The organism is Kocuria aegyptia (genome assembly GCF_039530085.1).
GTDB lineage: Bacteria > Actinomycetota > Actinomycetes > Actinomycetales > Micrococcaceae > Kocuria > Kocuria aegyptia.
This window is the reverse complement of the sequence record NZ_BAAAOA010000009.1, coordinates 33450-53552: the sequence shown is the minus strand read 5'-3', so window position 1 is coordinate 53552 and position 20103 is coordinate 33450. Positions and strand designations below refer to the sequence as shown.

Here is a 20103-nt window from a genome sequence, read left to right as displayed (position 1 = left end):
CACGGTCCCCCCGACGACCACCGCAGCCACCCTGCGCCCGCCTCTTTCCACTGCTGCTCTTCCACGGACGGAGTCCTCATGTCCTCTTCCCCCACCTCGCCTACGGCCGCCACCGATCCGGACTGGTGGCGCACCGCGGTCGTCTACCAGGTCTACCCCCGCTCCTTCGCCGACTCCAACGGCGACGGCATCGGAGACCTGGGCGGGCTGCTCTCCCGCCTGCCCTACCTCGCCGAACTGGGGGTGGATGCGATCTGGCTCAGCCCCTTCTACCCCTCCCCGCTGGCTGACGGCGGCTACGACATCAGCGACTACCGCGACGTCGACCCGCGCCTAGGCACCCTGGCCGACTTCGACCGCATCGTGACCACCGCCCACGGACTCGGGATCAAGATCATCGTCGACATCGTCCCCAACCACACCTCCGACCAGCACCCATGGTTCCGGGAGGCCCTTGCCTCCCCGGTGGGATCCCCCGCCCGGGACCGCTACATCTTCCGCGACGGCACCGGCCCCGACGGGGCGACCCCACCGGCGAACTGGGTCTCCCACTTCGGCGGACCCGCCTGGGAACGGACCGATGACGGGCAGTGGTACTGCCACCTGTTCGCCAAGGAACAGCCCGACCTGAACTGGGAGAATCCCCAGGTGCGCCAGTACTTCAAGGACACCCTGCGGTTCTGGGCCGACCGGGGCGTGGACGGGTTCCGCATCGATGTGGCCCATTCCCTAGCCAAGGACCTCTCCCACCCGCTGCGCGACCAGCCCAACCTGGACCGGTCGCTGCCTCTGGACGGCACCGACCCGCTCTACGACCGGGAAGAGGTGCACACGATCTATCAGGAATGGCGGGAAGTCTTCAACGAGTACGACCCGCCCCGGATGGCCGTGGCCGAGACCTGGTCCCCAGCCAACGAACGCACCTACCTCTACGCCCGCCCCACCGAGCTCGGGCAGGTCTTCGACTTCTCCCTGCTGAAGTCCGAATGGGGCGCCGACCGGTTCCGGGCCGTGATCGACCAGGCCATCGCTGGCCACGCCGGCACCGGCGGAGGCCTGACCTGGGTGCTGTCCTCCCACGACGTGCCCCGCCACGCCTCCCGCCTGGCCCTGCCCGAAGGCACCGACCCCGACGAGTGGCTGAACACCGACGGGCGCCACCCGGTGCTCGATGCGCACCTGGGTCTGGACCGGGCACGGGCGGCGACCTTGATGATGCTCGCCCTGCCCGGCTCGCCCTACCTCTACCAGGGCGAGGAACTGGGCTTGCCCGAGGTCCCCGACATCGCCCACGAGGCTCTGCAGGACCCGGTCTGGGAACGCACCGGCCACGCGCTCAAAGGCCGTGACGGCGCTCGGGTGCCCTTGCCCTGGACCCGCACCGGGACTTCCTTCGGTTTCGGCGACGACGGCGCCTGGCTTCCCCAACCACCGGCCTTTGGAGAGTTGTCGGTCGAGGCCCAGGACGGGGTGGAGGGCTCGACCCTGGAAATGTACCGCCAGGCCCTGCGCCTGCGACGCAACCACCCAGGGCTGCGCGGTTCCGACTTTGCTTGGACCGAAGCGCCTTCCCAGTGCCTGTCCTTCGACCGCGGCCCCGGATTCCGATGCGTGGTCAATCTCTCCGACATCTGCGTGCCACTGCCCGACGACGCCCAGGTGTTGATGGCCAGCAACCGGCTCGCCGACGGACAGCTGCCGCCCAACCACACTGCCTGGCTGACGATCCCCTGACCTCTCCCGGCACCGCCCGGAACCGACCCACGCCACTGCTCCGGCAGGAACGACCGCCGGAACCTGAAAGGAATCACCCACCATGTCTTCTGTGCGCTACGCCAACGTCACCTGTCAGTACCCCGGGGCCGAACGCCCCTCGGTCACCGATCTCAACCTTGAGATCGCCGACGGGGAGTTCCTCGTCCTGGTCGGCCCCTCCGGGTGCGGCAAATCCACCACCCTGCGGATGCTCGCCGGGTTGGAGGACGTCACGGGCGGCTCGATCTACATCGGCGACCGCGACGTCACCCACACCCCTTCCAAGGACCGCGACATCGCGATGGTCTTCCAGAACTACGCCCTCTACCCGCACATGACGGTGGCCGAGAACATGGGCTTCGCCCTGAAGATCGCCAAAATCAGTGCGGAGGAGCGGCGCCGGCGGGTGGAAGATGCCGCGAAGATCCTGGACCTCACCGACTACCTCGACCGCAAGCCCAAGGCCCTCTCCGGTGGCCAGCGCCAGCGCGTGGCCATGGGCAGGGCCATCGTCCGGTCCCCGCAGGTGTTCCTGATGGACGAACCGCTGTCCAACCTGGATGCGAAGCTGCGAGTCCAGACCCGCACCCAGATCGCCTCGCTGACCCGCCGGCTGGGAGTCACCACGGTCTATGTCACCCACGACCAGGTCGAGGCGATGACCATGGGCGACCGGGTGGCGGTGCTCAAGGACGGGCACCTGATGCAGGTCGACACCCCGCGCAACCTCTACGACCGCCCCGCCACGGAGTTCGTGGCCGGCTTCATCGGGTCGCCTGCCATGAACCTCTTCCGCGTGCCCGTCACCGAGGCCGGGGCCCAGCTGGGCACGGTGCGGATCCCGCTCAGCCCCGCCCAGCGATCCGCCCTGAGAGGATCCCAGGTCACGGTCGGGATCCGGCCCGAGGACCTGCACCCGGCCGCCGAGGGCACCGGGCTGCCGATCGTGGCCGACGTGGTCGAGGAGCTCGGCGCCGACGCCTTCGTCTACGGCCACCTCGCCCCGGTCACCGCCGCCAACGCGATCGTGCCGGTGGATCCCACCACCGGGACTGCCGACGACCCCACCACTCACGAGTTCATTGTCCGGGTCGAAGGCCGCACCCCGCCCCGGGCCGGGAGCACCATCTGGGTCGCTCCGAACCTGGAGCACGTCCACCTCTTCGACACCACCACCGGCAACCGCCTGCCGGACTGATCCACCACGGGCTCCACGACCAGCCCGAGATGCCATCGCACCCCGCAGGCCCACGGCCCACAGCCTCGTCGGCCACCGACCGGAGTTCAGCCCAACACCAACGTCGTCCCACCAGTGCACCGAATCGGCCACCGTGACCTCGGTGGACCCGCCCCCAGTGCCCCGCCGTCAAAGGACAACCATGGAATACCGCACACTCGCACGCAGCGGCACCGTCGTCTCGGCCCAAGCACTGGGCACGATGACCTTCGGCGCCGAGGCCGACGAAGCCACCTCCCACCAAATCCTCACGACCTTCGCCGAGAACGGTGGAACCTTCATCGACACCGCCGACGTCTACAGCGGCGGAGCCTCCGAGCAGATCATCGGCCGCTGGCTCACCGCCCACCCCACCGAGGTCACCCAAATCGTGCTCACCACCAAGGGCCGGTTCCCCACCGGCACCGGCCCCAACGACCTGGGTACGTCGCGCCGTCACCTGCGCACCGCACTGGAGCACTCCCTCACCCGCCTGGGCGTGGAGCACATCGACCTCTACCAGCTGCACGCTTGGGACGAACTCACCCCGCTCGAGGAGACCCTGCGCTTCCTCGACGACGCCATCACGGCAGGCAAGATCTCCTACTACGGGTTCTCGAACTATCTCGGCTGGCAGCTCACCAAGGCCGTGCACGTGGCCTCCGCCCATGGATGGGCGGCACCGGTCACCCTGCAGCCGCAGTACAACCTGCTGGTGCGCGACATCGAGCACGAAATCGTGCCCGCCGCACTGGACGCCAGCATCGGGCTACTGCCCTGGTCGCCCCTGGCCGGAGGATGGCTCAGCGGGAAGTACCGGCGCAACGTGGACCCCACCGGAGCCACCCGTCTTGGCGAAGACCCGCAGCGCGGCATGGAGGCCTGGGAAGGGCGCAACGCCCAGGAGCGGACATGGCAGGTCGTGGACGCCGTCCGCGAGATCGCCGGCGCCCACGGTGCCTCACCGTCCCAGGTGGCCCTGTCCTGGCTCGGGGCTCGACCGGCGGTGACCTCGGTCATCCTGGGGGCCCGCACCGTGGATCAGCTGGTCGACAACATGGCCGCCACCGACCTTCGCCTGACCGGCGAAGAGACACAACGGCTCAACGACGTCAGTGCACCGCGGATGGACGACTATCCCTACGGCGCCGCCGGTGTGCAGCAACGCGATCGGCCCATCACCGGCACCCAGTAACCCGCACTCCCAGCGACTACATCCAGGCCGCCTCGTCGAGCTAGATCACGACGTGAAGGACCGGCATCGAGGACGGGAAAGTACGTTGGACGAACCACAACTGCAACGTCGTTCCCGCGAGCAATGTCCGGTAGCTGGTCATATGTAAAGCGCAGGGCATCAGTTGCCCTGTATACCCATGAGGAGGTCCGGAACAGCTTCGGCGCGATGGCCGACTTGGGTGCCATTCCTGGACCACGCCTGAGGTGGAAGTCCCGGGGCGAGTTCTACCGGAGGCAGCGGGTCGTGCATTGCGTCTTCAGTACGGTGCCCATCGAGTACCGGGAGTGGCCCGGTTTCAGAGGACGATGACGGCGCGTCCGCGCAGGGCCCCGGCGTGGAGCTTCTCGTAGGCTTTCGGGGCGTCGTCGAGGGTGAAGATCTCGGTCTCCACGTGGATGGCCCCGGTGCGGGCCAGTTCGAGGACCTCGAACAGCTCGGAGCGGTAGCCCCAGTAGGGGGCGCGGATGGAGGACTCCCAGGGCTTGTCGAGCATGCCCACCGGCAGGGTGCCCGAGCCCACCCCGACCAGCACCTGGTCGCCGCCGACCCGGATCATGGCCTGACCCAGCTCCATGGTCGGCTGGATGCCGACGAAGTCGAACACCGCTTGGGCCCCGTGTCCGCCGGTGAGTTCCTTGACCCGCTCCGCGGCCTCGGCGTTGGACAGGAACGCGTGGTGAGCCCCGACCTCCTTCGCCAGGCCCAGCTTCTCCTCGTTGACGTCCAGGGCCACCACGGTGGCGGCGGTCATCGCGCGCAGGATCTGGATGCCGACGTGTCCCAGCCCGCCGGCGCCGATCACCACGGCCACGGATCCGGGCACGAGCTGGTCCAGCGACTGCTTGATCGCGTGGTACGGGGTCAGTCCGGCGTCGGTCAGCGACACGTTCTGCACGGGATCCAGATCGCCCAGCGGCACCAGGTGGCGGGCGTTGTCGATGATCATGTACTCGGCCATCGCCCCCGGGGAGCCCAGGCCGGGCGGGGTGATGCCCAGTGTGGCGGCGTTCTCGCAGTAGTTCTCCTGCCCCTTGGAGCAGGTGTAGCAGTAGCCGCAGCCCCACGGCCCGTAGACGGCCGCCGAGTCCCCCACCGCCAGGCCGGTGACGCCCTCGCCGAGCTCGTCCACGATCCCGGCGCCCTCATGCCCCAGGGTCAGCGGCAGCCCGTAGGTGTAGGAGTCCTCGGGCAGGCTCATGATGAACTCGTCCGAGTGGCACACCCCGGCGGCGGTGACCTTCAGCCTCACCTGGCCGGGCCCGGGTTCGGGGGTGGGGATCTCCACGACTTCGGGGGGCGCGCCGATGGTGCGGTACTGCAGTGCTTTCACAAGGAACTCCTTCTCCCGGCCCCGCTGATCGAGACCGTGTGGGGAATGCTGTCGTGGTGCCGCAGGTGCGTGCCTGCACCCCCAGTCTTCCCTTCCGCATCGATGACGCAAGCGAACTCCTGGCCAACCCGCCCCGTACCTGCGGGCAGGGGCAGAGCCATGGCCCCGGTGGTGGCATCCCGCACCGTCGCGTCGACCTGTGTGTCCGGGCGGTGGACACACTGCCGAAGGAACCTGGTTCCGTCCTGGGCTCCGGTGCTAGCTTGACCGGACACCGAGCCACCGCCGACGCCGCCGGACCCGAGGAGCCGTGATGCTGTCCGATACCGCCTACCCGATCGTGAAGGCCACCCTGCCGGTGGTCGGGGAGAACATCCAAGAGATCGCCCGACGGTTCTACGCCCACATGTTCGCAGCCCACCCCGAGCTGCTGGACGGGTTGTTCAACCGCGGCAACCAGGCCGACGGGGCCCAGCAACAGGCGTTGGCCGGCTCCGTGGCCGCCTACGCCACCGTCCTGGTGAACACGCCGACCGAGATCCCTGACCACCTGCTCTCCCGCATCGCCCACAAGCACGTCTCCCTCGGGCTGGCCCCCGAGCAGTACCAGATCGTCCACGACCACCTCATGTGGGCCATCGTCGACGTCCTCGGCGACGCCGTGACTCCTCAGGCGGCCGCGGCCTGGGACGAGGTGTACTGGCTGATGGCCAACGCCCTGATCAGCAAGGAACGCGGCCTCTACGACGCGACCCGGCTGACCCCGGACACCGTCTGGCGCACCTGGCGGGTGGTCGAGAAGACCCCGGAGACCGCCGAGGTCACGACCTTCGTGGTCGAGCGCACCGACTCCAGGGAGGTGAAACCGTCGCTGCCGGGCCAGTACGTCACGTGCAAGATGCGCATGCCCGACGGCGTGCACCAGCCCCGCCAGTACAGCCTCACCCGCGCCGACGACGGGCGGCACCGCGTGTTCGCCGTCAAGCGCATCCGCGGCAACGGCACCCCGGCCGGGGAGATGTCCACCCTGCTCCACGACCGCATCCAGGTCGGTGACGAGCTGACCCTCTCAGCGCCCTTCGGGGACGTGGTCCTGGAGTACACCGACCGGCCGGTGGTGCTGGCCAGCGCCGGCATCGGGATCACCCCGATGGCCGGCATGCTCTCCCACCTGGTCAAGGCCGGGGCTCAGCGCAAGGTGCTGCTGCTGCACGCCGACGCCTCCCCGGAGACCTTCGCGCTGCGCGCCCAGGTGACGCAGGACCTGGACCAGTTGTTGGACGGGTCCTTGGCCGTGTGGTTCGAGAACCCGTCGAGCACCCCGGTCCCCGGAGAGCACACCGGGCTCATGAACGTGGACGCCGTGGAGCTTCCTGCCGATGCCCAGTACTACCTGTGCGGGCCCCTGCCGTTCATGCAGGCCGTGCGCAGCTCCCTGATCGCCCGGGGCGTGCCCGCCAAGGACATCCAGTACGAGGTCTTCGGCCCCGACCTGTGGCTGGCCGACTTCGAATAGAACCCACCGACCGGTGAGCCGACCACCCAGGCGTCGCACGACACCCCCCGGGGCAGCGACTGAGCCCGCCGACGGGCACCAGGGAAGGCCGGGCCAGAGGGCCCGGTCTTCCCACAAAGGTTCAATGCCTTTCCCCCTCGCCCTCCAGAGGGTGCCACCACCGGTGACCGGGCCGGGCAAGGCACGGGCGTGATCACGTCCGACACTCCACGGAACGACCGGTGGTTCTCGGTGGGCGGTGGCCGGTCTCGGCTTCCAACAACCCGACGGTGTGAGGTTTCGGCACCACTGAGATCAAAAGACGAACCTGTCCAGCGGGCCCAGCATCGAAGCAGCAAGCTCTCCGCACTCCATGAGCACGCACTGGACACAATCCTCACCGCAACGCGATCCATCTCTAACCGGCCATATATGAAGCGCATGGCGTCCATCTGCTCTGTCACCCCACGGGGGTTCGGGGCGGCCTCCACGCGTGAAACGCGGGCAGGGAAGCTTCTACCGTATTGAGGCAGGCCATCAGAGTCAGCAGTCCTGTAGGTGTTTGAGCACTGAATCCACAGGTGATGTACGGACCTGCGCGGGAGAGAGCCCCGACCCCCGTCGCCCATGAGTAGACGCCGGTCAGGAGGTCCTCGATCTCCGGTGGGGGTTGCACACCCACTCGCTACGGAGGCAGGGTCGGCGATCGCGTTGATACCCCGTCGTGTCTTCTTCGTCGCGAAGTTCTTAGGAAGGGGTGACGGGATTTCGCCTAGGCCTTGGTGACGGGCTTGAGCAAGGGGCAATAGGTCCTCTATCCGGCGCGGTGAGGCTCTGTGATACTGGCGGAACTTTCGATGATCACCAAAGCAAAGGTTCTGGGATGACGGAAACGACGGAAGAGATTGTCGTCGGGGTGGATGGTTCTGAGCAGTCGGTGGAGGCGCTGCGTTTGGCTGCGCGTGTGGCTTCCGGGCTCGGGGTGGCGATCAGGGTGGTGGGCACCTGGGACTACCCGTCCGAGTACGCCGGCTACGTTCCCCTGGGCAGCGACAACTTCGATGAGATCACCCGGAACCGGCTGGACAAGGCCCTTGTTGAGGCGTTCGGTGGGGACCGGCCGGCCCGGTTGAGCACGAAGGTGGTCTTCGGGCACGCATCGAAGGTGCTGGTGGAGGAGAGCCGGGACGCCGTGATGCTGGTCGTGGGCCGCAGGGGCCACGGTGGGTTCCGGGGTCTGTTGATGGGCTCGGTCAGCGCCGCCTGTGTCTCCCACGCCACCTGCCCGGTGCTGGTCACCCACGGGGATGGCACTGAGCCGGCCGCGTAGCACACTGGGGGAGGTAGCAACGGGCTGGTGAGACTCCATGCCGGTCGATGTCCCGGTGTGAAGTGGGCGTCCCGAGCATGCGTTGACACTCCTGTGTCGCGGTCCGAGCATGGGCCCATGGTGTGGGGGAAGTGGCAGCGGCCAGAGCTGGACGTGCGGGTCGCTGTGGAACCGTTAGGGCCCGTGGCGGCCGGAAGCCCGGTCGGGGTACGAGTGCGGGCGACGGCTGGTGAGCCGGTGACGCTGGAGAGCACCGAGGTCGAGCTGCGGCGCACCGTGCGCTACGGCTACCGCCAGGGCAACCTCTACGGGGGGATGCACACCGCCTGGCAGGAGGACACCATCACCGTCGACCGGATCCGGGAGGAGACCGCCGCGCACCTGGGCACCGGCGAGGACCTCTCCCGTGAGGCCGTTCTGACCGTCCCCGAAGGCGAACCCGGCAGCGCCGAAGGCATTCTCATCCAGATCCGGTGGGCCATCCGGGTACGGATCACCTGCGCCGATCACCGGGACACCGTTGCTGAGCACACCCTGGAGGTCCAGCACAGCGCCCGTGAGGCGGCCGCCGATGCCGGTTCCCCGCTCGAGGAGAACACCCGAGGCTGGGCGACGATGACTTTCCAGTCCCTCTCCTCCCGGACATTGGTCCCTGGACGACCCCTGACCGGCACGTTGCGGATGGCTGCGCGCAAGCCCGTTCCGGCCCGTGGCGTGCGGTTCGAACTCGTCCTGGAAGAACACGTCGACCACGGTCCCGGCGCCGGAGCCGACCCGGCGCGCAGCCCCGCCAATGACGACAAGCACGTCGAAACCGTCGTCGCCGACCGGATCGAGGACTGCGCATCGCTGGAGGCCGGAGGGACCGTGGAGATCCCGTTCTCGGTGCCGGTGCCCGAGGCGCTGCCAGCCGCCTCGTTGCGGCGGCCTCCGTTGCGGATCCGCTGGGTGCTGCGCGCCGTCCTTGATCTGCCCCTGCGCCCTGATCCCACCGTGACACTGCCGCTGCACGCCCCGAGCACCACGGCCCTGAACCGGAGCGCCGCGTCGGAAGGCCGCCAGAGGTGAGCAGCACTCGGCGGGAACAGACTGGACCCCCGGGGACGGAGCTCTCACCGGAGGCACCCGCCCGCCGCCCAAGAGGGGCTGCGAAGGTCATGGTGCCGCTCGTCGCCCTCCAGGTGTCGGTGGGCCTGCTGGCGCTGCTCGGCGGTTGGCAGATGCTCACTGGTGGCCTCGGGCTGGACCCGGCGTGGTTGCAGCGCACGCCGTTTCCGGATTGGACGCTACCCGCCCTGGCCCTGATGCTGCTGCCGGGAGCCGGTGAACTTATCGCCGCGGCCGCCGTCCTGCGGCGCCACCGGCACGCCCGGCCCCTGGCGATCCTTTCCGGTATGGGTCTCATCGCCTGGATCCTGGTTCAGCTGGCGTGGTTGCAGGTCGTGCACCCAGTCATGCAACCGGCCATCTTCCTGGTCGGGGCCCTCATCACGGTGTTGGCGTGGTCGCTCCCGCGCACCTGGGATCACCGTCCGGGTGGTACCGACGAGGACCGTGCAGGGCCCCGACGGCGCCGTTGAAGCCTCTGGGACCCGGTCGGGAAATCCCCGCCCTCTGCAGTCCTCAGTCGCTGCCGCCTGGTCTGACGGCGTGAGACGGGCGGAGCCGTTCCGCTGTCGCGACCGTGACGGGAAACCACCCCGTCGATAGCGCACCGTTTCCGACCGTCGCTGACACCGTGCCCCGAGCCAGCTTTCCGACCGCGCGCCGTCTCGTCAGAGGCACGGCCGCGCTTGTGCTGGGTGAGCTCGGCAACGAGGTCCCTGGCTCCCGTGCTTCCGTGCCCCAGAGCTGCCCCGTGGCCTTGCCCTGGAGGTCGAGGGTCGGGCGGTGGCACTCAGCGGCGGCGTCCGCGGGTGAAGTACAGCAGAGGCCCCACGAAGTTGACGCCGATGATCACCGCCCATTTGGCCTTGGATCCGTTGACCTGCCCTGCGGGACGGAAGGCCAGGTCGGTCCAGGCGGTGACGGCCAGGGAGACCTGGATCGAGGCCAGGGTCAGCACCACGGACTGCTGGCCGGGGCTCAGGTCGTTCCAACGTCGGTGTTGCTTGCTGGTCTTCTCCCCGATCATTTTTCTGGTCATGGTGGTCCTTTCGTTCGTGCGGTGGGTGGTGCCGGCTTCGGCCAGGGCCTTGATGTTGCGGAGCATCTCTTGACTCATCACGAAGCTGACCGGCTCCACCAGGGCCGGGGAGGTGAACAGTTGCTCCTGCCAGGTGGGTCCGGACTGCATGCTCAGCCGCTCCACCAGCCGGGTGCCGCCGTCCGGGGTGGGCCGCAGATGAAAGGACCACAGTCCCCCGGTGACGCGTTGCTCCGGTGTCGGGGGTTCAGGAGCTGCCATCAGCACGATGTCCTGTCCCGGCTCCAGACGGGCCACGGGCAGGGCCGCTTGCGGGTGCAACCGGATTTCTGCACCTGCGGCGATGTCCTGGTGTTCGGGCAGGATCCGGTCGGTGTTGGTCATCTGGCAACCGATAAGGTTCTCGAGGCGTTGGAAACTGTAGAGCCCACCGCGACCCTGCCCGATTTGGGCCAGCCACGGCCAGACGTCCTGGAGGGGTGCATCGATGGTCACCGCGTGCGTGGTCGACCACGACGGGGCGGGCAGCAGCTCGTCCCCGGGCCAGCTCGATGCGGCCTCCTCGGGTGTGGCGCCCCAGCTGCGACGGTAGGAGCGCAGCAACGGGCCGGTGAGCAGGTGCCCGGCGATCCGGGCCGCGGCGGTGATGTTGGCCGGCCAGCTGCGTCCGACGTCCATGCCCTGCCCCCTCGTCATGATGGCCACTGCGATGCATTCGCTATCAGGCTCATGGTGGAATGAGGCCCACCAGCCGTCAACGCCGGCACCCGGTGTGAGCGTCATGATGGGACATGCCCGCCCGAGTGAGGGAGCCGATCATGGATGTCACGACACATCGCCCCACCTGCTCCAGGAAACAGGTGACCGGGAGGGTACCGGCCCGGAGATCGATGTGGGCCACCCGGGCCGTAGGAGTGTACTTCACCGGTTCGGCGGTGCTGAACGCGGTGTACACGGTGCGCATCGCGCACCGTCTGATGGGCTGGTTGCGCGACAACGCGTGGGTGCCTCCCTACCGGCCCGTGCTCCAGGTGTTGGAGCGGATCGCTCCTACCGTCGTGCTGGGCACGGCCGCCTTCGAGGCCGTGGTGGGCTACCACCTGTTGCGCGGCCGCCGGGTGTCCGGGGCCCTGCGCTGGGCCCAGGCGTGGGTGCTGGGGTTGGTTCCGGCGTTGCCCTGGCCGTACTGGGTGCCGAACGCGGTCTCGGCGGCGGTGTTCGAGGTTGTCCGCCGCCGCTCCTTCATCGATGTTCCTGGTTGACGGTGACGCCGACGGCGTCCCGATCCAAAGCCCGCGGATATGACGCACACACCTGGACGTCCGGCGTGGATCTACCGGGCGGCACCAGCCCGGGGCCTGGAGCCGATGTTGTACGTGATGTCGTCGATGAGGAACTCGAGGTAGGTGAACTCCCCCTCCGGCGCCGGGGCGTGCCAGCGGCCCTCGCCGCCGGTGGCGATGCGGCGGCCGTCGACATCCCGGTACTCGCCCACCGGGGTGGACCACCGTTGGGCCACGAAGATCTTCCCATCGGTTGAGGCGCGCAACCGGTCCTCGGAGATGAAGTCGACGAGCTCGTGGTCGTCGTTGAACACCAGGCGGGCGGTGACGGACTGGCCGGCGGCGGTGTAGGTGCCCACCACCTGGTGGTCGTCGAGCACCTGCCAGGTGACGGGTGCGTCGGCCAGGGCGGCCGGTGCCATGATGCACAGGTCGTTGAACACGGTCACGGTCTCGGCCCGGTCCATCTCCGGTCCGTGCGCATCGCACGATCGGCCACACCGAGGCCGCCTTGACGCGCATGGTGGCGTGCCCGTTCTGGTAGCGGTGGAAGACGTCGGCGGGGACTCCGGACATGGTGGCGTTCATCAGGAAGAGGCGCGCCGGGTCGGGGCCGAAGGTGTTGATCTGCTCGCCGGTGAAGGACATCCAGGGCTGGGTGACCCCGGCGCGGATGCGCCCGTGGACGGTGGCCCGGAAGTTCGCCACCCGGGGCTGCCCCGCCGTCCCGCAGCGGCGCAGGTAGGCGGCCACCGGTTCCGGCAGGGACGCCAGATCGGCCTCGGTGACCACCGGCGACTCGTGCGGGCGGGCCGCGATCTCCTGGAAGTGCCGACGGTAAGCAGCACGGAAGCTGCCCGGCCCCTGACGGGCGTAACCGTAGGCGGCGGCCAGCAGCAGCACGACGTTACCAACGGTGCCGGTGCCCGCATCGGCCCACGAGCTGAGGATGAGCGCCTGGGACGCCACAGCGGCCACGGCGCACACCACCCACCAGCCGCGGGCTCCTGCCCCGAACAAAAGACCGGCGGCGGTCACGACCAGGGCGGCCACCAGCCAGGCGAGCCCGCCGGCGTAGGTGATGGGCTCGGTGAGCGCGGGCACCTGCGCCCAGCCCAGCCCTTTGGCCGCCCCCAGCAGGTGGATCAACCCGTGCACGACGATGATGGCGATCACGGACCACCGCACGGCCCGCCTCATGGGGTCCGTACCTCGCGCGGGGTGGCCCGGGGGTGGGTGGCACCGGGGTGGAAGAGCGGGCGGTACAGGGCCACGACCAGGGTGATGAACAGCGCGGCGAAGACGAGGAACCCGCCCGCCAGACCCGCCGAGGCGTCCGGGTCCCCGCGCAGGAGCATGACCACCGCCATGGAGGCCACCGAGATGGTCAGGCAGGTGTAGCCGGTCAGCAACGGGTACACGACCCGGCGGGCCCAGCCCGCACCGGCGAGCAGGCCGATCCCGCAGGCGATGGCCACCGGCACCAGGATGCCCAGGTCCATGAGCTTGACCATCCAGAACGGGGTGGGACTGGAGGAGTACTCGGTCATCGAGGCCGGATCGTCCCAGGCGGTGAGCATGGTCGGCAGGTGCAGACCCACCGTCAGGAAGGCGGCCGAGGCCAGCAGCGCCACCGCCGCGGTCCGTTGCACCCGCCGTGAGAGTGGCGGCAGGTGCTTCGGGATCGCCAGCCAGGACAGCACCGTGGCGGCCTCGGCCAGCACGAAGACCCCCAGCAGCAACGGGAACCAGTACTCCACGTTGCCCGGCAGCCGCAGGTACTCCTGGCCGATGATCAGCTGCGCGTAGGTGTACACCGCGTAGACACCGATGCCGCTGCCCAGCACCGGGCCGGCCCGGTGACCGCGGGCCACCAGCACCGCGGCGATCACCGCCAAGGGCGCGATCACCACCAGAGCTGCGGCATCACTGCCCACCAACTGGTTCAGGGTCGTGGGCGAGGTGCGGTACTCCAGCAGCCCTAGCCCCACCGGTCCCAGCACGGAGGCGGTCGCCATTCCCAGCGCCAGGGCGAGCAGCACCGGGGCCAGGAACCGGGCCGCGGGCGCTGGCCCCTGGGAGAGACCGTTCGACGAGTGGTCCTGGTGGTGCGTGCGATCGGTGGGTTCTTCGGCTGAAGTCATCCTCGATGCTCCTCGTGGGACGGTCGTGGTTGTCGGGTGCGGCCTGGGGCGTCGAGCTCTCGTGGTGGTTTCTCGGCGTCGGGTAATTCAGTCATGGACGCCTGGCCTCGTCCGGGATCTTGTTCGCGGGGTCCGGGAGGACAGTCCGGTACCGAAGATCGCCACGAGGACAACCGCGAGGACGATCATGACGACCGTGTTCACGGTGTGGACGGCTTCCCACACCGTGGCGTCGTCGCCGAAGAACACGGTTCCGGCCGCATTGCCGGTCCCGTGGAGCAGGGTGAGGATCAGGACACTGCCACCGGTGCTGTTGTAGATCCAGGTGTAGACCACGCTGGTGGCCACCACCGAGAGCAGGTTCATGGGGCGGGCGAATCCAGCGAGCTTCCCGGTTCCTGGGCATCCGCCCTCCCAGCGGCATCCAGCCGAGCCGGGTCGAGCCGGCGGACAACCTCCTGCAGCTCGCCGATCATCTCCAGCTGTCGCTGGTTGATCTCCAAGACGGTGTCGATGTCGATCTTCGCCGCGACGTTGGTGTCGTAGTCGTGCTGGGCGAGAGCGGAAGAGATCGCATCCTGACGTTTGGCGGCAATTAACAGGATCGCCCCTTGTAGTCCGGCGAGCATGCTCAGAAACAGGTTCAACAAGATGTAGGGGTACGGGTCCCACCCGGCGCCGAAAGAGTTGGCTACCGCCCAACCAGCCATGAACAGGATGAACCCGGCCACGAACCACCAGTTGCCCATGAGATTGCGCAATCGATCCGCAGCCCGTTCTCCTCGGGTGAGGTCCTGCTGGTGCTTTTCGTGCCAGGTCTCCTCGGGGACCCGCCGCGCGCTGATGCTCAACATGCCGCCCAGAGTACGTCGCTTCCTGCGGGCGACAACTGGTCCCCTCAGATCTGCTGGTGTCTGCGGCAGAGACACCTTTTGTGTGTGGAAGTTGAGCATGCATGCTGGCCTATCTGTTCTGGCATGCCGTCAACCAGCAGGCAGCAGTCCCTGCTCCTGGGGGCACGACCTGGCTGGGAAAGTTGACACCGCGGGGACGATCGCTTGATCACGACGACCTTCCTCGCCGCAGGTTCCCATCTCACCAACACCCTGCACTCCGCCGTGCGCGGGCCTTCCTCATCGGACGGCCGCAGAGGGGCACCATAACCCGGGCTATGGTCGGGGCAGGAATTGCCTCCTCGGGCGGGGAAGGAACCGTGGACTCCGCGCTGATGTATTGGCTCCGTCACCGGATGACGTCATCAAATTCCTTCCAGGGGCTCGTAGCGAGAAGGTCGGTCGGCCACGATTGGACGTGATCGATCCGAGCCAGTGAAGTGGCGGCAGGAGCGGCTCCTGCGGTCACAGGCTAGCTTCCCCCGTGGTTGCCCCCATGACATGAAAGTGACATGAAGAAGATGACGTGGGTCCTCTCTCGGCGGGTCCCACCTCCGATTTCCTGCCATCGCACCCCGCCTGCTCAGCACCGGCCTGGGTAGCCGTTGCCCGGGCCCCGTCAGGGTGATTACACCCTCCGCGCCATGCATGGCTGCCAGATTCTGGCGGCCAATATGACGGGTGATATGGCGGGCCGGACAGTGCACCGGGATGATGTCAGCAGCTTTCCGCAGGGACAGGACGCCTGCAGGACATACGGGTATGGAGGTAGCGATGGCATCGGTGGACGGTTCTGGGGGCGGCCGGTCCGCCTGGTCCTCTGTGGTCCGGCGTCGGCCGTTGCTGGCCTTCGTCGTGCTGGCCTACGGCATCACCTGGCTCTTCCGCATCCCGTTGGCCGCCTCCACGGCCGGGGTGATCCCGGTGGTCCTGCCGCGGGCGGTCCTGCAGTTCGCCGGGGACTTCGGGCCCCTGGTGGCCGCCACCGTCGTCGTCGCCGCCCTCGAGGGCCGCGCCGGGCTCCGCGGGTTGTTCGGGCAGGTGCTCCGGTGGCGCGTGGGGTGGGGTTGGTATGCCGCTGCCCTGCTGGGTCCGGTGGCGCTGTTCCTGGCCGCCGCGGTCGTCTCGATGGTGGTACTGGGCGCCCCGGCCCCGGACTGGGCCGGGTTCGGGCGGTGGGAGGAGTTGCCCTTCCTGGGTCCGGTGGCCACCTGGGCGTTTCTGGTGGTGGTGATCGGGTTCGGTGAGGAGGTGGGCTGGCGCGGCTTTGCCCAACCCCACCTCCAGGCTCGCCACAGTGCACTGGTCGCCGCCGTGGTGGTGGGGTTGTTCTGGGTGTTCTGGCACGCCCCGACGTTCGTCTTCGACGCGGCCTTCTCGACGATGTCGGTGCCGTTCACGATCGGGTGGGCGGTGCTGGTGGTCGCCGGCAGCATCGTGCTGGCCTGGCTCTACAACGGCACCGGCGGCAGCCTGCTGATCCCGATCCTGTTCCACGGCACCCAGGACTTCACCATGGCGTCGGCGGCCGCCCGTGGGGAGGAGCTCAACCTCGTGTGGGCCGTGCTGTTCCTGGTATTGACTGCTGCGGTCGTGCGGGTCGCCGGGCCCCGGCACTTGTCCCGTTCCCGTTCGAGCCGCTCGGCGGCACGCTGAGCGCGCCGGTGGTCACAGCTGCTTCTGCCAGATCTCGTCCACACGGCGGAGAGTCAGGCCGAACAGCTTCGCGGTCTGCTCGGGGTCCGCGGTGGGCAGGCAGTCTCGCAGCATCACATCGACCAGCGGCCCGGGAAGTGAGGGCACCACTCGCCCCAGCAGGTGCGCCACTCCGGCCGGCAGGTGCCGGATGCGGACGTCCGCAGCGTTGACGTGGGCGACGAACTCGTCAACACTCAGCGACTGCGGTCCCGCCAGTTCGAACGTCCCGTCCGGGGTGGCCGGGTCCAAGGCCGCGCAGACCAGGGCCTCGGCCACGTCCTCACGGCTGATCCAGGCGTAGCGCTGGGTGCCTGGCCCCAGCACGGGCACCGGCTTCCCGCCCCGGGAGATCATGGAGGCCACGGTGGGCCCGGGCGCCTGCGGAGGCCCGTAGATGTGGGCAGCACGAAAGATGACCGCGGGAACGCCCGAGGTTCGGAGCTGCTGCTCGGCCTGTCCCTTGGCCCGCAGGTACGGGTTGGCTGAGGCGGGGTCGGCGTCGAGGTAGGACAGGAACACCACCCGCCGCGCTACCGAGCCCTCCAGGGCGGCGATGGTAGCGGCTACCGTGTCCAGGTTCGCGCCCGCGTAGGTATTGGGTCGCTTCGGGCGCAGCGTCCCCGCCAGGTGCACCACCGCGGAAGCATCCCGAAAGGCCACCGCTAGGTCGTCGTGGCGACCCAGCGCCCGCACATCGTTCGGCAGGGAGGCCAGCCGGTGTTGCAGCGCTGTGCCCACTTGCCCGTCGGCACCGGTGATCGCCACCGGACCGGTGGCCCATCCTGCCTCGACCACGTCTGTCCTCCCCGGTATCGCCTCACGACCATGTCATGGTGTCGATCTTTGTGCCTCACCCCAGCACAGTCACGGCCCTGGGGACAAGGACGTGCTCCTGTGCCCCGCAAGGTGTCTCGTCTGTGGATGGGTCTCCGGTCGGCGATCGTGGCTTGTCATCCCCTCACCCGGATACCACGCAGAGGCTTGGGCTTGGTTTGTTGCACCGGGCTGGGTGTGGTGGCCCGGCGCAGGCCGCGCCCCGTGGTGCCAATGAGCGCCGGAACGCACTGGTCGCCAGGGTGCCGCTTCGTGGCCGTCATCAGATTTCTCCGCGTGTACCGCCTCCGCGAGCTGGTCCTGTCGGCCGGATAGGGTGCCCAGTGAAGGTCGCCGGAGCAGGGACCGCGCCGAAGGAGAGTTGCCGTGTACGCCCGTATGATCGCCCGGGACTTCACCCGCAACCGCAACGTCGGCGTGGTGCTGATCGTTCTGATGATGCTATCCGTGGTCCTGGCCACCGCCAGTGCTGGGATTCTGGTGCGGCTCACCGGTGCTTCCAACAGTTTGATGTCCCAGGCCGAGGCCCCGCACGTGGTCCAACTGCATGCGGGGGCCTACGACCCGGAGCAGGTGGAGCGCTGGGCAGCCGAACGGCCCGAGGTCGCCCACCATCAGGCGATGCTGATGCTCGGCATCGATGGGGCGAACCTGTTCTTCGACGGAGCACCGCAGACGGCGAACATTCAGCAGAACTCCCTGGTGGTACCCAACCAAGAGCGTGACCTGCTGCTGGATCTGGAGAACCAGCCGATCACCGATGTCGACCCCGGCACGATCGTGCTTCCGGTCATCTACCAGGTGGAGGAAGGCCTCGAGGTCGGTGACCCGGTCGAAATCACCACCGCGGACGGCTTCGCCAAAGAGTTCACGATCGCGGGGTTCGCCCGGGACTCGATCATGAACCCCGCCATCACCAGTTCCAAACGCCTCGCCGTGGCCGCATCGGATTTGGAGGAGGTACGGGCGCACACCGGGCAGGTGGAGCACCTGGTGGAGTTCTGGTTGCACGACCCCGACGTCCAGACCGCCGCGTTCGAGAAGGCCTACCTGGATTCGGGGATGCCGAAGGCGGGGCAGATGGTTGACTCGGCGATCTTCCGGATGTTCACGATGATCGGCGACGGGATGGTGGCCGCCGTTGTGATCCTGGTGTCGTTGCTGCTGCTCGTGGTGGCGTTGCTGTGCCTGCGGTTCTCCTTCCTCACCGCAGCCGAGCAGGACTACCGGGAGATCGGGGTGCTCAAAGCGATCGGCGTCGCATCCCGGGACGTGAAGAAGATCTACCTCACCAAGTACGCCGTGCTCGCCGGAACGGCTGCGGTGCTCGGGCTGCTCGGCGGGTGGGCGCTGGCCCCGTTGCTGAGCCGCAACATCACCCGCTACATGGGCTCCACGACCAGTGTCTGGAACTGGATCGTTCCGTTGTTGGCCGCCGTGGTGGTCCTGGCGGTGCTGGTGCTGTTCGTGCTGGTGCTGTTGCGCAGGTTCAACGGGATCAGCGCGGTCACCGCGCTCAGCGCCGGTACCACCGGGCCCCGGTCCACAGCGGCTCGACTGCGGCTGCACCGGTCGAGGATGCCGGTGCACCTGAGGCTCGGGGTCATGGACGTGATCGGCCGGTGGCCCACCTACGTGTTGCTGTTCTTCGTCTTCGCGGTCAGTACGTTCATCACGATCGTGCCGGTCAACGCCGCCACCACCGTGACCGCGCCCGGTTTCATCAACTACATGGGGATCGGGAAGGTCGACCTGAGGATCGACCTCGACTACGTCGACCCAGCGACGCCGGGGCAGTTCTCGCGGATCGTCGAGGAGCTGGGGGCGGATCCGGACGTGGCGGAGATCGCCCCGATGGTGACGACCCGCAACGACACTGTCGACCAGGACGGCAACGCCACCAGCCTCTATCTCGAGAACGGTGACCACACGCGGTTGCCGTTGACGTACACCGAGGGCCGCGCCCCGACGGACCCCTCAGAGATCGCGTTGTCCTTGCTGGCGCTGAACGAGGCAGGTCGAGCGGTGGGCGAGGCTCTGCCGGTGGAGGTCGGTGGGCAGGTGCGCGAGCTGACCGTGGTCGGCAGCTATCAGGACGTCACCCGAGGCGGTAAGACGGCCAAGGCGGTGCTTCCCACCGAGGGGAACGAGGTGATGTGGTACATGATCGGTGTGGATTTGGCCCCCGGGGTGGACCCTGCCGGCAAAGCCCCGGCGTACACCGCCCAGCTCGCTCCTGCCAGGGTCGCCGACATCGAGCAGTGGCGGTCCCAGACTCTCGGCCCGATCGCCGGGCAGATCGCTCTCACCGCCGCCGTCTCAGCGGTTGTGGCGGTCGTTCTCGCGATGCTGATGACTGCGCTGTTCACCCGGATGCTGATCGCCCGGGACGCGGGTCAGATCGCGATCCAGCGAGCTGTCGGCGCCGATGACGCAGGGTTGCGCAGGCAGTATCTGACCCGGATCCTGCTGGTGCTCGTGCTCGGCGTGGTTGTGGGCACCGTGGCCGCGAACAGCGTCGGCGAGCAGATGTTCAACCTCATGTTCGAGGGCATGTTCGGCGGGCTCGAAGCGCTCGGTCAGGGCACCAGCCGGATCGACTTCGCCGTGAACCCGGTGCTGGCCTATCTGGTGCTGCCGGTGGCCCTGCTGGCTGCGGTGACCGGGGCGACCGCGGCCAGTTCCCGGTCCATTGTCCACGCCGACATCTCCACTCTCACCACCGAATGAAAGACCGAGCCA

General features: G+C 68.3%; 16 protein-coding genes and 2 pseudogenes. 10 read left to right on the top strand and 8 right to left on the bottom strand.

Annotated elements, in window-relative coordinates; genetic code table 11:
- Nucleotides 1–78 precede the first annotated feature (78 nt).
- The 3 genes from ABD220_RS03775 to ABD220_RS03765 all read left to right on the top strand — a co-directional run bounded on the left by ABD220_RS03775 (nucleotide 79) and on the right by ABD220_RS03765 (nucleotide 4166).
- A complete protein-coding gene (locus ABD220_RS03775; RefSeq protein ID WP_344119957.1) occupies nucleotides 79–1734 on the top strand; it encodes a glycoside hydrolase family 13 protein in 1656 nt (551 codons plus the stop codon).
- Between the two features lie 82 nt (nucleotides 1735–1816).
- Nucleotides 1817–2953 carry an ABC transporter ATP-binding protein gene (locus tag ABD220_RS03770; RefSeq protein ID WP_344119956.1) on the top strand — a complete coding sequence of 379 codons (1137 nt, stop codon included), beginning with the start codon at nucleotides 1817–1819 and terminating at the stop codon, nucleotides 2951–2953.
- A 181-nt stretch (nucleotides 2954–3134) separates the two neighbouring features.
- Complete coding sequence (locus ABD220_RS03765) at nucleotides 3135–4166, top strand: aldo/keto reductase (protein WP_344119955.1); 1032 nt, start codon at nucleotides 3135–3137, stop codon at nucleotides 4164–4166.
- Nucleotides 4167–4503: 337 nt separating this feature from the next.
- Here ABD220_RS03765 and ABD220_RS03760 read toward each other — a convergent pair whose 3' ends face one another.
- Entirely contained in the window at nucleotides 4504–5538 is a 1035-nt protein-coding gene (locus ABD220_RS03760) for an NAD(P)-dependent alcohol dehydrogenase (RefSeq protein ID WP_344119954.1), read from the bottom strand.
- A 313-nt stretch (nucleotides 5539–5851) separates the two neighbouring features.
- On the opposite strand from ABD220_RS03760, the gene ABD220_RS03755 reads away from it, so the two are divergent.
- From ABD220_RS03755 to ABD220_RS03740, 4 genes are all read left to right on the top strand, one after another.
- Complete coding sequence (locus tag ABD220_RS03755) at nucleotides 5852–7054, top strand: globin domain-containing protein (RefSeq protein ID WP_344119952.1); 1203 nt, start codon at nucleotides 5852–5854, stop codon at nucleotides 7052–7054.
- Between the two features lie 862 nt (nucleotides 7055–7916).
- Nucleotides 7917–8363 carry a universal stress protein gene (locus ABD220_RS03750; protein ID WP_344119950.1) on the top strand — a complete coding sequence of 149 codons (447 nt, stop codon included), beginning with the start codon at nucleotides 7917–7919 and terminating at the stop codon, nucleotides 8361–8363.
- A 237-nt stretch (nucleotides 8364–8600) separates the two neighbouring features.
- Nucleotides 8601–9431, top strand: coding sequence for a hypothetical protein (locus ABD220_RS03745; RefSeq protein WP_344119948.1), 831 nt, complete (start codon nucleotides 8601–8603; stop codon nucleotides 9429–9431).
- An 89-nt stretch (nucleotides 9432–9520) separates the two neighbouring features.
- Nucleotides 9521–9943 carry a hypothetical protein gene (locus ABD220_RS03740; protein WP_344119946.1) on the top strand — a complete coding sequence of 141 codons (423 nt, stop codon included), beginning with the start codon at nucleotides 9521–9523 and terminating at the stop codon, nucleotides 9941–9943.
- A gap of 317 nt (nucleotides 9944–10260) precedes the next feature.
- Here the strand turns inward: ABD220_RS03740 and ABD220_RS03735 are convergent, their stop codons facing one another.
- Entirely contained in the window at nucleotides 10261–11292 is a 1032-nt protein-coding gene (locus ABD220_RS03735; protein WP_344119944.1) for a hypothetical protein, read from the bottom strand.
- A gap of 107 nt (nucleotides 11293–11399) precedes the next feature.
- Here ABD220_RS03735 and ABD220_RS03730 point away from each other — a divergent pair, with 107 nt between their 5' ends.
- Nucleotides 11400–11771, top strand: coding sequence for a hypothetical protein (locus tag ABD220_RS03730; protein ID WP_344119942.1), 372 nt, complete (start codon nucleotides 11400–11402; stop codon nucleotides 11769–11771).
- 71 nt (nucleotides 11772–11842) lie between these two features.
- Here the strand turns inward: ABD220_RS03730 and ABD220_RS03725 are convergent.
- The 5 genes and pseudogenes from ABD220_RS03725 to ABD220_RS03710 form a co-directional block, all read right to left on the bottom strand.
- Nucleotides 11843–12265 (bottom strand): annotated as a pseudogene (locus ABD220_RS03725) (DUF6544 family protein); the annotation flags it as partial.
- A gap of 22 nt (nucleotides 12266–12287) precedes the next feature.
- A pseudogene (locus ABD220_RS18035) lies at nucleotides 12288–12992 on the bottom strand (DUF6544 family protein); the annotation flags it as partial.
- Complete coding sequence (locus tag ABD220_RS03720) at nucleotides 12989–13936, bottom strand: hypothetical protein (RefSeq protein WP_344119941.1); 948 nt, start codon at nucleotides 13934–13936, stop codon at nucleotides 12989–12991. The pseudogene ABD220_RS18035 and the gene ABD220_RS03720, both read right to left, overlap by 4 nt.
- A gap of 87 nt (nucleotides 13937–14023) precedes the next feature.
- Nucleotides 14024–14302, bottom strand: a complete 279-nt coding sequence (locus ABD220_RS03715; RefSeq protein ID WP_344119939.1) for a hypothetical protein — start codon at nucleotides 14300–14302, stop codon at nucleotides 14024–14026.
- Nucleotides 14299–14790, bottom strand: a complete 492-nt coding sequence (locus ABD220_RS03710) for a DUF1003 domain-containing protein (RefSeq protein ID WP_344119937.1) — start codon at nucleotides 14788–14790, stop codon at nucleotides 14299–14301. The genes ABD220_RS03715 and ABD220_RS03710 overlap by 4 nt, the downstream gene beginning before the upstream one ends.
- Nucleotides 14791–15603: 813 nt before the next feature.
- Between ABD220_RS03710 and ABD220_RS03705 the strand changes: the two genes are divergently transcribed.
- Nucleotides 15604–16485: a CPBP family intramembrane glutamic endopeptidase gene (locus tag ABD220_RS03705; RefSeq protein WP_344119935.1), complete on the top strand. Its 882-nt coding sequence runs from the start codon at nucleotides 15604–15606 to the stop codon at nucleotides 16483–16485.
- 12 nt (nucleotides 16486–16497) lie between these two features.
- On the opposite strand, the gene ABD220_RS03700 is transcribed toward ABD220_RS03705, so the two are convergent.
- On the bottom strand, nucleotides 16498–17322 hold the full coding sequence (locus ABD220_RS03700; RefSeq protein ID WP_344119933.1) for an SDR family oxidoreductase: 825 nt from the start codon (nucleotides 17320–17322) through the stop codon (nucleotides 16498–16500).
- 417 nt (nucleotides 17323–17739) lie between these two features.
- Between ABD220_RS03700 and ABD220_RS03695 the strand changes: the two genes are divergently transcribed.
- Nucleotides 17740–20091, top strand: coding sequence for an FtsX-like permease family protein (locus ABD220_RS03695; RefSeq protein WP_344119931.1), 2352 nt, complete (start codon nucleotides 17740–17742; stop codon nucleotides 20089–20091).
- Nucleotides 20092–20103: the final 12 nt, after the last annotated feature.

Bases quoted from the DNA above. Each gene is read 5' to 3' on its own strand.
- ABD220_RS03775 (WP_344119957.1), top strand. From the start codon at position 79: ATGTCCTCTTCCCCCACCTCGCCTACGGCCGCCACCGATCCGGACTGG.
- ABD220_RS03770 (WP_344119956.1), top strand. From the start codon at position 1,817: ATGTCTTCTGTGCGCTACGCCAACGTCACCTGTCAGTACCCCGGGGCC.
- ABD220_RS03765 (WP_344119955.1), top strand. From the start codon at position 3,135: ATGGAATACCGCACACTCGCACGCAGCGGCACCGTCGTCTCGGCCCAA.
- ABD220_RS03755 (WP_344119952.1), top strand. From the start codon at position 5,852: ATGCTGTCCGATACCGCCTACCCGATCGTGAAGGCCACCCTGCCGGTG.
- ABD220_RS03750 (WP_344119950.1), top strand. From the start codon at position 7,917: ATGACGGAAACGACGGAAGAGATTGTCGTCGGGGTGGATGGTTCTGAG.
- ABD220_RS03740 (WP_344119946.1), top strand. From the start codon at position 9,521: ATGGTGCCGCTCGTCGCCCTCCAGGTGTCGGTGGGCCTGCTGGCGCTG.
- ABD220_RS03735 (WP_344119944.1), bottom strand. From the start codon at position 11,292: ATGACGCTCACACCGGGTGCCGGCGTTGACGGCTGGTGGGCCTCATTC.
- ABD220_RS03730 (WP_344119942.1), top strand. From the start codon at position 11,400: ATGTGGGCCACCCGGGCCGTAGGAGTGTACTTCACCGGTTCGGCGGTG.
- ABD220_RS03720 (WP_344119941.1), bottom strand. From the start codon at position 13,936: ATGACTTCAGCCGAAGAACCCACCGATCGCACGCACCACCAGGACCAC.
- ABD220_RS03715 (WP_344119939.1), bottom strand. From the start codon at position 14,302: ATGAACCTGCTCTCGGTGGTGGCCACCAGCGTGGTCTACACCTGGATC.
- ABD220_RS03710 (WP_344119937.1), bottom strand. From the start codon at position 14,790: ATGTTGAGCATCAGCGCGCGGCGGGTCCCCGAGGAGACCTGGCACGAA.
- ABD220_RS03705 (WP_344119935.1), top strand. From the start codon at position 15,604: ATGGCATCGGTGGACGGTTCTGGGGGCGGCCGGTCCGCCTGGTCCTCT.
- ABD220_RS03695 (WP_344119931.1), top strand. From the start codon at position 17,740: ATGATCGCCCGGGACTTCACCCGCAACCGCAACGTCGGCGTGGTGCTG.